Annotated in this window: 11 protein-coding genes; 5 read left to right on the top strand and 6 right to left on the bottom strand. The window is 64.0% G+C overall.

The window, feature by feature from the left end; translation table 11 throughout:
• Positions 1–271 precede the first annotated feature (271 nt).
• From I6F17_RS35405 to I6F17_RS35380, 6 genes are all read right to left on the bottom strand, one after another.
• A complete protein-coding gene (locus I6F17_RS35405) occupies positions 272–1,483 on the bottom strand; it encodes an ABC transporter substrate-binding protein (protein ID WP_225131056.1) in 1,212 nt (403 codons plus the stop codon).
• Positions 1,484–1,704: 221 nt separating this feature from the next.
• Positions 1,705–2,280: an HdeD family acid-resistance protein gene (locus I6F17_RS35400; RefSeq protein ID WP_036006124.1), complete on the bottom strand. Its 576-nt coding sequence runs from the start codon at positions 2,278–2,280 to the stop codon at positions 1,705–1,707.
• 143 nt (positions 2,281–2,423) lie between these two features.
• The gene (folE, locus tag I6F17_RS35395; protein WP_225131057.1) at positions 2,424–3,050 is read right to left on the bottom strand and encodes a GTP cyclohydrolase I FolE; all 627 of its coding nucleotides are present in this window, start codon (positions 3,048–3,050) and stop codon (positions 2,424–2,426) included.
• A gap of 172 nt (positions 3,051–3,222) precedes the next feature.
• Positions 3,223–4,116, bottom strand: a complete 894-nt coding sequence (locus I6F17_RS35390) for an alpha/beta hydrolase (RefSeq protein WP_225131058.1) — start codon at positions 4,114–4,116, stop codon at positions 3,223–3,225.
• Positions 4,117–4,250: 134 nt separating this feature from the next.
• Positions 4,251–5,078, bottom strand: coding sequence for an HD domain-containing protein (locus tag I6F17_RS35385; RefSeq protein WP_036023069.1), 828 nt, complete (start codon positions 5,076–5,078; stop codon positions 4,251–4,253).
• A 207-nt stretch (positions 5,079–5,285) separates the two neighbouring features.
• Complete coding sequence (locus tag I6F17_RS35380; RefSeq protein ID WP_225131059.1) at positions 5,286–6,185, bottom strand: LysR family transcriptional regulator; 900 nt, start codon at positions 6,183–6,185, stop codon at positions 5,286–5,288.
• A gap of 152 nt (positions 6,186–6,337) precedes the next feature.
• On the opposite strand from I6F17_RS35380, the gene I6F17_RS35375 reads away from it, so the two are divergent.
• The 5 genes from I6F17_RS35375 to I6F17_RS35355 all read left to right on the top strand — a co-directional run bounded on the left by I6F17_RS35375 (position 6,338) and on the right by I6F17_RS35355 (position 11,465).
• Positions 6,338–7,489: an ABC transporter ATP-binding protein gene (locus I6F17_RS35375; protein ID WP_225131060.1), complete on the top strand. Its 1,152-nt coding sequence runs from the start codon at positions 6,338–6,340 to the stop codon at positions 7,487–7,489.
• A 121-nt stretch (positions 7,490–7,610) separates the two neighbouring features.
• Positions 7,611–8,429 carry a sugar ABC transporter permease gene (locus I6F17_RS35370; protein ID WP_346657043.1) on the top strand — a complete coding sequence of 273 codons (819 nt, stop codon included), beginning with the start codon at positions 7,611–7,613 and terminating at the stop codon, positions 8,427–8,429.
• On the top strand, positions 8,426–9,262 hold the full coding sequence (locus I6F17_RS35365) for a carbohydrate ABC transporter permease (protein ID WP_225131062.1): 837 nt from the start codon (positions 8,426–8,428) through the stop codon (positions 9,260–9,262). The genes I6F17_RS35370 and I6F17_RS35365 overlap by 4 nt, the downstream gene beginning before the upstream one ends.
• A gap of 29 nt (positions 9,263–9,291) precedes the next feature.
• On the top strand, positions 9,292–10,572 hold the full coding sequence (locus tag I6F17_RS35360) for an ABC transporter substrate-binding protein (RefSeq protein WP_225131063.1): 1,281 nt from the start codon (positions 9,292–9,294) through the stop codon (positions 10,570–10,572).
• A gap of 68 nt (positions 10,573–10,640) precedes the next feature.
• On the top strand, positions 10,641–11,465 hold the full coding sequence (locus I6F17_RS35355) for a phosphodiesterase (protein ID WP_225131064.1): 825 nt from the start codon (positions 10,641–10,643) through the stop codon (positions 11,463–11,465).
• Positions 11,466–11,973: the final 508 nt, after the last annotated feature.

The raw sequence follows: 11,973 nt of genomic DNA, 5'->3' as shown, positions 1-11,973 counted from the left end.
CATCATCGATCAGAAAACATCAACGCTGCGGCGCTGCGCTAGCGCTGCGCCGCAGCGGACCGAACCATGAACGATTGTTACCTATCCATCCGGTCTGTTTTGTTACCAATCCATCCGCTGGACAGCGAAGCGCCGGATGAGGGGTTGTCTCCGCAAGCACAACAGACAGCTTCGCACGCGGAGAGAAACCCCTCACCCGGCTGCGCTTCGCGCATCCCCCCTCTCCCACAAGGGGAGAGGGTGCACCGCCGTGTGGCCGCTATTTCATGCCTCACGTCCCGCGCAACAGCTCGCTTGCCACCACCCAGTCGTTGCCGTCGAACTGGAGCATGTAGCCGTCCTTGATCGGGCGGAAATCCTGCGGCGTGGTGTTGAGGGTGATGCCGGGCATCAGGAGCGACAGCGGCACGTTCTTCAGATTCGCGGCCTGCGCCATGATGTTCTCGCGCGTCAGATTGTCCTTGCACTGCTTCAGCAGCGCCACCAGCGCCTCGGCGACGGTGTAGCCATAGAGGCCGGCGACGTTGTTGATGTCGGCATTGGGCAGGCGCTTCTTCATGAAGTCGATATAGGCCATCATCGCCGGATCGTCCTTCGGCGCCTCGACGAACGGCTTGAGCGCGCCGAGCGACAGCACACCCTTGCCGGCCTCCAGGCCAGCGGGCGCCATCACGGTAGCCTTGTTGGCGCAGCCGGAAGCCAGAAAGCGCGTCGGCTGCCAGCCGACCTCGTGCGCCTTGCGGATCGCCTGCGCGCAGGCGCGCGGCGTCACCGAATAGATCATGAAGACGTCGGCCTTGGTATTGGCGAGCGTCAGGACCTGGGAATCGACGGTGGGATCGGCGACCTCGAAGCTCGAGGCCATCGCGATCGCCTTGTCGGCGTCGGCACCGAGCGCCTCCTTGACGCCGCGAAGATATTCCTTGCCGGCGTCGTCGTTCTGGTAGAGCACCGCAAAGCGCGCATTCGGGTTCCTGGCGCGGGCATAGGCGACGTCGATCGCAGCCTCGCTGGTGTAGTTCGGCGCCCAGGGCAGCGCGATCGACCAAGGCATGTTGGCGGGATCGTTCCACTTCGAGGCCGAGCTGATCAGGAAGATCTGCGGCACCTTGTTGCTGTTGAGATATTTTGCGATCGCCGAGCTCGGCGCCGTGCCCATGGTGGCGAAGATGAAGGCGACGCCGTCGCCTTCGACGAGGCGCCGCGCGGCTTCCATGGTCTTGGGCGGCGAGAAGGCATCGTCGAGCGAGATCAGGTTGAGCTTGCGGCCGCCAACGCCGCCCTTCTCGTTGATCTCGTCGAAATAGGCGGAGATCACCCGTCCCGTGATGCTGAGCGGCGATGCCGGGCCGCTATAGGGCATGGTGTTGCCGATCTTGATCTCGGTGTCGCTAACTCCAGGACCGTAGGATTTTTGCGCGGAGACAGGAGCGGACAAGCAGGCGGCAGCCAGCGCTGCGGCCAGGGCCAAAGCGGCTTTCATGGTTTCTCCCCGATGATCATCGCGGCGCGAGAGGGTCACGCGCGTGCTGCTTCTTGTCAGCACCTCAGCTCAGCGGAGTTCATCAAGATGGTCTTGCGTCGAGTTGCTGATGGCATCGCCTGAAGCGCGACGAGATTTTGATGAATCGTCATCGCGCGTCAGGTTGTTGTTGACGCATGAGCTTTCCGGAAAACCGCTTCGGCACTTTTCCGGATCATGCTTTAGCCGCGCCGCTTCAAGGCGAAGCCCAAGCTGACCCATCCGGCACCGGCCATGATCAGGTCGATGCCGAGGAACAGGCCGAGGATGTAGACGCTGTTCACCGGCCAGCGCACCAGGATCAGCAGCCCGAGCAGCAGCGTGACGACGGCCGACACTGCCACCCAGCCCCACGGGCTTTCGCGCTTCATGCTGAAGGCGAGAAACAGCCTGACCGCTCCGGAGGCCAGCAGCGAGGCGCCGAGGAACAGCGTGAGCAGAACCGCGGCGAAGAGCGGGTTCGCGAAGGTGAGGAAGCCGGCAACGATGTAGAGCACACCGAGCAAGGCCCAGATCAGGAACTTTCCCCAGCTCTTCATCTGGAATGCGCCAATCACCTCGGTGACGCCGGCGACGATCATCATTGCGCCGACCACGATCACGCTCGCCACCGTTGCCATCACCATGCTGCCGAGCGCGACGAAGCCGGCAATCAGGTAGACGACGCCGAGCGCGACGATCCAGCCCCATTTGGCGTGTAGCGCAGCCATTCCCGAGCCGAGACCGGACGGATGAGACGTATCTGACGCAGTTGTCATGGGCCACTCCTGCATGCGAAGCCCCCGGGCACACGCCATGATAGCACGCACCCGACCGAGACAACACCCAGCAGAGCAGACCTCGCCTGCCGCAACCTTGACGCAAATCAAGATCGAATGCGGCGTTCAGCGCCGAGCGCAGGTCAATCGTCCGAACTGGCGAGCCCCAGCAGTTCCTGGCGCGTCAGCGCATTGTCGCGGAACACACCCAGCATACGGCTGGTGACGAGATCGGTCCCGGGCTTGTGCGCGCCGCGCGTGGTCATGCAGTGATGCGTCGCCTTGATGATGACGCCGACGCCTTCGGGCTTGAGCACGTCGTTGATGGTGTTGGCGATTTGCGCGGTCATCTTCTCCTGGATCTGGAGCCGTTTTGCGTAGACGTCCACCACGCGTGCGAGCTTGGAGATGCCGACGACGCGCCCCTGCGGAATATAGGCGACCCAGGCGCGACCGACGATCGGCGCCATGTGGTGCTCGCAATGACTCTCGAAGCGAACGCCGCGCAGGACGATCATCTCGTCATAGCCCTCGATCTCCTCGAAGGTCTTCTGCAGGATCTCGGTCGGATCCTGCGCGTATCCGGAAAAATACTCTGCGAACGCGCGTGCAACGCGAGCAGGTGTCTCGCGCAAACCGTCGCGCGCGGGATCATCGCCGGCCCAGCGGATCATGGTCCGGATCGCCTGTTCGACCTCCGCCCTCTCAGGCCGATCGGACGGCGCCTGCGCCACCGCGACACGTTCCAGCTTGCGCACTTGTGACTTCATCAAGCTTCTCCCCTGCAACGAGCCCGCATATGGAAGCGGACCCACAGCTTGGACGGCCGCAATCGGAAAAGGTTCCCGAAAGTCGGGGAAATTTGGGGGAACGGGTGGAGGGCCTAGTGCCGACCCGCCAATCCCCTCATGATGAGGTGCGCCGAGGGCGCCTCGGGGCCGCCTATGACGCGGCCGCTTTCCGCACGTCGATCACGGCCTGTGCCCATTCGGCCGGCCGTTCCTGCGGCAAATTATGACCGGCATCGGTGAAGACGCGCCGCTCGAAAAATCCCTCGAACTTGCGCGCGTGGTGGGCGGTGCCGGAATTGACGCCATCGCTGTCGCCGTCGATCGCGATCGTCGGGACACGGATCGGCGGCTGCGCGGCAAGCTTCGCCTCGATTCCCGCATAGGCGGGATCACCCGCCACCAGCGCGTAGCGATGGCGGTAGGAATGGATCACGACGTCGACGAAGTCAGGATTGTCGAATGACACGGCGCTTGTCTCGAACGTCGCGTCATCGAAGGCCCATTTCGGCGACCACATCGTCCAGAGCTGACGGGCAAAGCCGCGGCGGTTGCGCTCCAAGGCGCGGCGGCCGCGCTCATTGTGGAAGAGATACTGATACCAGAACGCCGCCTCCTCCGGCGGCGAGGCCGGCTCCATGGCGAGGGCGATGTTCTGGATGTTGTAGGAATTGCCGGAGACGAGACCGATCACGCGCTCCGGATGGAGCGCCGAAACCACGCAGGCGGCGCGCCCGCCCCAATCATAGCCGCCGACGATGGCCCGCTTGATCCCGAGCGCATCCATGAAGGCCAAGAGATCGGCACCTAACGCCGCCTGCTCGCCGGAGCGCAGCGTCTCGGCGAAGCGAAACCGCGTCGGCCCGTAACCGCGCAGCCAGGGCACCAGCACGCGGGCGCCGGCCTCGGCGAGGATCGGCGCGGCCTCGGCATAGGCGTTCGCGTCATAGGGAAAGCCATGTCCCATGATGCAGGGCCAGCCGTCCGGCGCACCGTATTCGCGATAAGCGATGTCGAGGATATCAGTGATGATGGTTTTTTGTTGCATGATTTGCTCACGGATGATCTCGTTGCGCAGAGCTCTTGTAGCCCGCATGGAGCGAAGCACAATGCGGGGACGCCTGTATCCGCGATTCCCGGATTTCGCTTACGCTCCATCCGGGCTACGAGGCTACAAGGGGCCTATTTCTGCGGACCGGACAGCGAGATGTCACGTTCGGCGCGGAACACGTTGCTGTAGAGGTTGGCGATCCATTGCCGGCCGATCTCGGTCTTGTTGAGATAGCCGATCTCGGTCTGGATGTGCGGAGCAACGCTGTTCCAATAGAATTGCGGGTAGCGGTTCACGATGTCGGCGGGCGAGTCGTAGCCGAGCTGGCGGTTGATGCCGACCTCCTCGAACTCGTAATAGAGCGCGTTGGCCTTGCGCAGATAGTTGGGATCGCCGAGCTGGCCGATGAAGTCGGCCGCACGCAGGATCGAGGCTTCGTCGTCGTATTCCTGCCCTTCACGGGCGGGAAAGCGCGTCCCCTCGATGGCGCGGGCAACGCGCTCCGGATCGACTCCCGGGATATGGCGCAGCCGCCGCGTTACGTACAGCTTCGAACGGTCGACGTGATACATCATCAGGCTCGCGTCCGACGCGCCGCGCGGCAACGAGATCTTGTTGTCGGCGGCGTCGATGACGAAGCCGTCGGCGTCATCCTCCTCGAACAGGCCGCGGACATAGCCGATGTCGTGGGCGAGGCAGGCGATCAGGACATGAACGTAATCTTCCGCCGAAAGATGGGTATGAAGGCTTCGGCCGCGGAGGATCGCCTGGGCGGCCAGGGTCACCAGCATCGTATGCTCGATATTGTGGTAGAGCGCATCGCTGTTGCCGATGCATTCCATCGCGGTACGGGTTGCGCTTGCAACGATGCTTGCGGAAGTCTCATCGTACCGGCGGCGCATGAAGTTGCCGAGGAACTGCTCCAGCGATTCAGCTGCCAGTCTGGGTAAGGTTATCATGGACGCAGCCCCGTCCGCCGCTGGTATCCCATGCCATCTCCCGACGTCTCATTCTTGTCGTCGACGCAGCGGGGAGCATAGCCCATCTTGGGCCGGGTAACCAAACTTCGGGGACGGAAAATACGCAAATACCTTACCGTCCCGCTGCGCAACATCACGGTTGCCGTCACATTTCAGCACAACCCAAGGCGGCGGCAAGGCGGCCGCTCAGGGCGCGGCCAGGATATCGGCGCCATCGGCCGGGCGCGAAAGGCTTCTGGCGAGATAGAACAGCTCGACCAGCTTGCCGCGCTTGCCGGACAGCGAGAAGATGTATTCGGGCGACTCCGCCTCGATTTCCGCGATCGCCACCTTCGCGATCCGGTCGATGCGGCTCGAGCCGTGCTCCCAGACGAAGCCGACGCCAAGCCGGTTGGCGACCGCCTCCAGCATCCCCTCGCGCGTATTGACGATGATCGCCGGACTGGCGCGCAAATCGAGGGCGCGAAACGCCCTGTCCACGGCGCGCTGGGTCGCGGAATCCCGGGTCCGGAACACCAGCGGATATTGCATGAGGCCGGCGATGGACACGCGCGACTGGCGGCTGAGGTCGTGAACGGGATGGCAGATCGCAACGACGCGTTGCTGCACGCAAGGCTCGCGCCGGAAGCGGTTGTCCTGCGGCACCTCCGGCAGTACGGCGACGTCGACGCGCTGGTCGACCACCGCGGCCATGATCGCCGACCAGCTGCCGATCTCGATGTTGATCTGGATCTTCGGATAGAGATTGCGGAACGCCGCGATCAACGCCATGCCGGGCATGGCGTTGCCGAGCCCGATGCGAAGCTCACCCCCCGTGAGCTCGTCGCGCTGCTGCAGGATGGCGAGCGCATCGGCCTCGACCGCCTGCATGCGGCTCGTTGCGGCATAGAGCCGCCGACACAGCGACGTCGCGATCAGGGTCTGGCCGTGCCGGTCGAACAGCGCCACCCCGAACTCGGCCTCCAGATCCCGCACCAGCTGCGCAACGGCCGGCTGCGACACCCCGAGCCGCCTTGCCGCAGCGGCAAAGCTGCCGGTCTCGAACACCGCATTGACCGCCCGGACACGCGACGACGTCAACGCCACGACAAGCAACCCAAGATCGTTCTTCCCCGTCTTCCGGACCTGAAAGCAAAACCTGGGACGACCATAAGCCGGGCCATTGACCGTTATGTGAATGTCAGACGCGCTTCCTACTCCTCATGCGCCGCAAACGGGCCAGCAGGGGATCAGCGCGCATGGCGCAAATCGAACTTTCCGCAATCCGCAAGTCCTTTGACGGCACCGACGTCCTGAAAGGCATCGATTTCCGCATCGCCGACGGCGAGTTCATCTCGCTGGTCGGCCCGTCCGGCTGCGGCAAGTCGACCCTGCTTCGCATCATTGCCGGGCTCGAGCCGCAAAATTCCGGCGAGGTCCACATCGACGGCCGCCCCGTGGACGGCATTCGCCCGAGCGCGCGCAACCTCGCGATGGTATTCCAATCCTATGCGCTTTATCCGCATTTGAGCGCCTTCGACAATATCGCGGTGCCGCTGCGGATGCGGCGCCTCTCCGCGATCGAGCGACTGCCACTGCTGGGTGCGCTGCTGCCGGGCCGGCGCGCCAAGGAACGGCACATTCGCGCCGATGTCGAAGCGATTGCCGAGCAGCTCGACATCGCTCCCTTGCTACGGCGCAAGCCCGGGCAATTGTCCGGCGGACAGCGGCAGCGCGTCGCGGTCGGACGCGCCATGGTGCGCGAGCCGCTCGCCTTCCTGTTCGACGAACCGCTCTCCAATCTCGACGCGAAGCTGCGCGTCCACATGCGCGCAGAACTCGCCGAGCTGCACCGTCGCCTCAACGCGACGTTCGTCTACGTCACGCACGACCAGGCCGAAGCGATGACGATGTCGAGCCGGATCGCCGTCATGATGGGCGGTGAGCTGATCCAGGCCGGCACGCCGGCCGAGATCTACAACGAGCCCGGCGACATCCGCGTTGCCGAATTCATCGGCAGCCCCAAGATCAACATCCTCCCCGGCCGGATCCGAAAGGACGGCGGCGTCGATCTGCTGGGGACCGCCTTGAAACTTACGTGCAATGCGGCGGCCGGCGATTGCCGCATCGGGGTCCGTCCGGAGCGGATCGAGCTCGGCACCGGGCCGTTCTCCGGAACCGTCGTCCATCTGGAGAATCTCGGCGCCGAGGCCTTCGTGCATCTCGCGGTCGAAGGCACCGGGTCGCGCCTGATCGCGCGGCTCGCGGACGTCAAGCATTTGCCGGCGATGGCAAGCTCCGTCGCCTTCGGCTTCGCACCAGATGCGGTGCGGATGTTCGATCCGGCGGGGAAACGGATCGAGCTCAGAGTGGAGCAGGCCGAGCGCATCCGAGAGCCCGCCCATGTCTGACGGCTCCATGACCATCGGGGCGGCCGGCGCTCCCGCGGGCACGCCAAGGCGCACGCTGCCGGCCCATGGCAGCCGACGCGCGTACTCCGCCTACGCGCTGGTGACGCCGGCCGCCGCGCTCATGCTGGTCATGCTGCTCGGTCCACTCGCCGGCGTGATCGCCCTCTCCTTCACCGACTATCAGCTCGGCGCGCCGCATTTCTCCTGGATCGGGCTCGCCAACTACCAGGACCTGTTCGCCGACAAGGTGTTCTGGACCGCGCTGCGCAACACGCTGACCTACGTCGTGATCGTGGTGCCCGGTGCCGTGATCGCAGGGCTTGCGATCGCGCTGCTAATCCAGAGCGGCGCCAGCCTGCGCAGCCTCTACCGGACGATCTATTTCCTGCCAGTCATGGCAACCCTGATCGCGATGGCGGTGGTGTGGGAATTCATGCTGCACCCGCAATTCGGCCTCGTGAACGGGTTGTTGCGCGGCGCGGGCCTGCCGGCCTTCGCCTGGCTGCAGGACCGCAGCACCGCCCTCTATGCGCTGTGCGCGATCGGCATCTGGCAGGCGGTCGGCTTCAACATGGTGCTGTTTCTCGCCGGCCTCGTCTCCATCCCCAAGCAACTCTACGAGGCGGCCGAAATCGACGGTGCGTCGAGCGGCTGGGCGCGCTTCCGCCTCGTGACCTGGCCGATGCTGGGGCCGGTCACGACATTCGTCGTCGTGATCTCCGGCATCCGCTCGTTCCAGGTGTTCGACACCGTGCACGTGTTGACCAAGGGCGGCCCGTCGAAATCCACGGAGGTGCTGATCCACACCATGTACACGGAAGGGTTCGAGTTCTTCCGCTCGGGCTACGCCGCGGCAATCACCGTCGTCTTCCTGGTGTTCGTTCTCCTGCTCACTCTGATTAAATCGAGGCTCGCCGATCGCGGGGTGCATTACACATGAGCAACGCGCATCCCATCCCAGTCCGGGCGATCCTCCGCCACGTGCTGCTGATCGCGGGCGCCGCGCTCATGCTGGCCCCCTTCATCTGGATGATCTCGACCGCATCCAAGCCGCAGACCGAGATCTTCTCCAGCGAATTGCACCTGGTCCCGTACCAGTTCGCGCTGGTGGAGAATCTGCGCGAGGCCTTCGCCAAGGCCAATTTGCTGCGCTTCCTGCTCAACGGCGTCATCGTCACGGTCTCGATCTTCGTGCTGCAGGTGATGGTGGCGCTGCCGGCGGCCTACGCGCTCGCAAAACTTCGCTTCCTCGGCCGCGAGACGCTGTTCGCCCTGGTGCTGTTCGGGATCCTGATCCCGCCGCAGGCGACCGCGATCCCGGTCTTCCTGCTGCTGCACACGATCGGCCTGCTCGACAGCTATGCCGCGCTGGTGCTGCCCTTCACCATCTCGGTGTTCGGCATCTTCCTGATGCGCCAGTTCTTCAAGACCGTGCCCGACGATCTCGTCGACGCCGCGCGCATGGACGGCATCTCCGAATTCGGCATCGTTTGGCGGGTGATGCTGCCGGCCGCGATTCCCGCCGTGACCGCCTTCGGCATCTTCTCCGTGGTCGCGCATTGGAACGACTATTTCTGGCCGCTGATCGTGCTCAACAGCGAGCACCTGCGTACGCCCCCGCTCGCGGTCGCCCATTTCCGCAACAACGAGGCCGGCACCAGCTACGGCCCGCTGATGGCGGCGGCGATGGTGATCATCGCGCCGCTCGTGATCGCTTTCCTCTTTGCCCAGCGCCGTTTCATCGAGGGCATCACCCTGACCGGGATCAAGTAACGACGTCACCTCAACCAAGGAGTCTATCCATGCTGAAGTCCATCATCGCCGCGGCGGTTCTGTCGCTCGTGGCCGGATCTGCGCTCGCGCAGACAAAGACCGAGATCGTGATGCAATATCCCTATCCGGAGCTGTTCACCGAGACGCACAAGCGCATCGCCGAGGAATTCGCCAAGGTGCGCCCGGAGATCAAGGTCACAATGCGGGCGCCTTACGAATCCTACGAGGACGGCACCCAGAAGGTGCTGCGCGAAGCCGTGACCAATCAGATGCCTGACGTCTCGTTCCAGGGCTTGAACCGCATCCGCGTCCTGGTCGACAAGAACATCCCGGCCCCGCTCGACGGCTACATCGCCGCCGAAAAGGATTTCGACAAGCAGGGCTTCCACCAGGCGATGTTCGACATCGGCACCGCCAGCGGCAAGGTCTACGCCCTGCCCTTCGCGATCTCGCTGCCGATCGTCTACGTCAATCTCGACCTGGTGAAGCAGGCCGGCGGCGACGTCAACAATTTGCCGAAGAGCTGGGACGAGTTGATCGCACTCGCCAGGAAGATCAAGGCGCTCGGCAACGACACCAACGGCGTCACCTATGCCTGGGACATCACCGGCAACTGGCTGTGGCAGGCGCCGGTGTTCGCGCGCGGCGGCACCATGCTCAACGCCGACGAGACCAAGGTCGCGTTCGACGGGGCGGAAGGCAAGTTCGCCATCAACACGATCGCGCGGCTCGTCAACGAGGGCGGCATGCCCAATCTCGACCAGCCGTCGATGCGCGCGACGTTCGCGGCCGGCAAGACCGGCTTCCACATCACCTCGACCTCGGATCTCAACAAGGTCACGCAGATGACCGGCGGTAAATTCGCGCTGAAGACGATCCCGTTCCCGGACGTCGTCTCTCCGAACGGCAGGCTGCCGGCCGGTGGCAATGTCGTGTTGATCCTCGCCAAGGACAAGGCCAAGCGCGACGCGGCCTGGGAAGCGGTGAAGTTCTGGACCGGCCCCAAGGGCGCCGCGATCATGGCGGAGACCACCGGCTACATGCCGCCGAACAAGGTCGCCAACGACGTCTACCTCAAGGACTTCTACGTCAAGAACCCCAACAACTACACCGCGGTCAGCCAGCTCGCGCTGCTTACCAAATGGTACGCCTTCCCCGGCGACAACGGCCTCAAGATCACCGACGTGATCAAGGATCATCTCAACTCGATCATCTCAGGCGCGCGCGCCAGGGAGCCGGAAGCCGTCCTCGCCGACATGACCGCGGACGTGCAGAAGCTGCTGCCAAAGACGACAGGCGCGGCGCGCTGAGCGTGCTGACATCCACCGGCACGGGACGCCCTCGGCGCCCCGTGCCGCCTCGATAACCGGAGCTGGCGATGAAACTGCTGCATCTGAGCGACATTCACCTGACGGCGCCCGGCGCGACCATCGGCGGCCGCGATCCGCGCGTTAATTTCGAGCGGGCGCTGGCGCATGCGCTGAACGACCATCACGACGCCGAGTTGATGGTGATCACCGGCGACCTCTCGGATTGGGGCGATCTCGCCGATTATCAATGGCTCAAGCAGCGCCTCGACGCATATCCCCTGCCGGTGCGGCTGTGCATCGGCAACCACGACCGACGCGCGGCCTTCCTGAGCGTGTTCCCCGACCTCGCCGACGACAACGGTTTCGTCCAGGGCATCCACGACACCGCTGCCGGTCGCTGTCTATTCCTCGACACCGCGCATCCGGAAACGCACGCCGGCCGCTATTGTGGCGATCGTCTCGGCTGGCTTGAGGCACGGCTTTCCGAGCATGACGGGCCGTTCCTGCTCTTCATGCACCACAACCCCATGCCGGTGCATCTCGTCCCGTTCGACCAGATCGGCCTGCTCGACGAAGCTCCATTCCGCCATCTCGTCAGCCGCCATCGGGCCAAGATCCGCCACGTCTTCTTCGGGCATTGCCACTTGCCTCTCGCCGGCTCGATTGCCGGCGTGCCCGTCTCGTCGCTGCGCGGCACCAACCACGCGAGCTATCCGCTGTTCTCCGAGACCAAGCTGCTGAGCGCCTGCGACCTGCCGCAATCCTACGGCGTCGCATTTTTCGGGGAGGACTACGTGACCGTGCACATGGTGGAGTACGGCTATGACGGTCCGATCCGCACCCAGGGTTCGCCGGACTACAAGGCTTGGGATCGCGAGACCATGGTGCGGTGAAGGGGCGAGCGCACGACCATTACCAGGGCGTGCGCTCATAAACCCGCGCTGCACTCCTTGTAGAGTCCGCACCGCCATGTATAGCGGCGCGTTGGCATCCCTCACGCTAGGTCGGAGATGGGCGCCCGCAGGCGACATCGCCCGCTTGTCCTGATATGAAAAGCCTCCCAGGGGATGACCTCTACTGTTATGAGAAAAATCTACGCATCTGTTGATCTTCCCGACGATGCCGGTCAGCTGGTCGTCTTTGAATGGGCGCCGGCTTCTGAGCCCGAGGAAAATCTGGTTTGCTTTGAACCTGACGGGAGCGTGAGGTGGAAGGCGAAGCTTCCAACGAGCGAACCGAACGACTGCTTCGTCGGTGTAGCCCTTGAAGGTGAGTTAATCCGAGCCAACAGCATGAGTTGTTACGCCGTTTGGCTGGATCCCCGGACGGGTGAGGCGGTACGAACACAATTCACAAAATGACAGAGCTGGCAGACTTCCGCTTCGCGACGCTTCTGAGCAC

The sequence above is a fragment of the Bradyrhizobium sp. NBAIM18 genome (genome assembly GCF_020193825.1).
In the GTDB taxonomy this organism is placed as follows: Bacteria; Pseudomonadota; Alphaproteobacteria; order Rhizobiales; family Xanthobacteraceae; genus Bradyrhizobium; species Bradyrhizobium yuanmingense.
The sequence above is the reverse complement of the archived record's forward strand: the minus strand, read 5'-3'. Positions and strand labels throughout refer to the sequence as shown.

Bases quoted from the DNA above. Each gene is read 5' to 3' on its own strand.
- I6F17_RS35375 (WP_225131060.1), top strand. From the start codon at position 6,338: ATGGCGCAAATCGAACTTTCCGCAATCCGCAAGTCCTTTGACGGCACC.
- I6F17_RS35365 (WP_225131062.1), top strand. From the start codon at position 8,426: ATGAGCAACGCGCATCCCATCCCAGTCCGGGCGATCCTCCGCCACGTG.
- I6F17_RS35390 (WP_225131058.1), bottom strand. From the start codon at position 4,116: ATGCAACAAAAAACCATCATCACTGATATCCTCGACATCGCTTATCGC.
- I6F17_RS35405 (WP_225131056.1), bottom strand. From the start codon at position 1,483: ATGAAAGCCGCTTTGGCCCTGGCCGCAGCGCTGGCTGCCGCCTGCTTG.
- I6F17_RS35355 (WP_225131064.1), top strand. From the start codon at position 10,641: ATGAAACTGCTGCATCTGAGCGACATTCACCTGACGGCGCCCGGCGCG.
- I6F17_RS35385 (WP_036023069.1), bottom strand. From the start codon at position 5,078: ATGATAACCTTACCCAGACTGGCAGCTGAATCGCTGGAGCAGTTCCTC.
- I6F17_RS35400 (WP_036006124.1), bottom strand. From the start codon at position 2,280: ATGACAACTGCGTCAGATACGTCTCATCCGTCCGGTCTCGGCTCGGGA.
- folE (WP_225131057.1), bottom strand. From the start codon at position 3,050: ATGAAGTCACAAGTGCGCAAGCTGGAACGTGTCGCGGTGGCGCAGGCG.
- I6F17_RS35370 (WP_346657043.1), top strand. From the start codon at position 7,611: ATGCTGGTCATGCTGCTCGGTCCACTCGCCGGCGTGATCGCCCTCTCC.
- I6F17_RS35360 (WP_225131063.1), top strand. From the start codon at position 9,292: ATGCTGAAGTCCATCATCGCCGCGGCGGTTCTGTCGCTCGTGGCCGGA.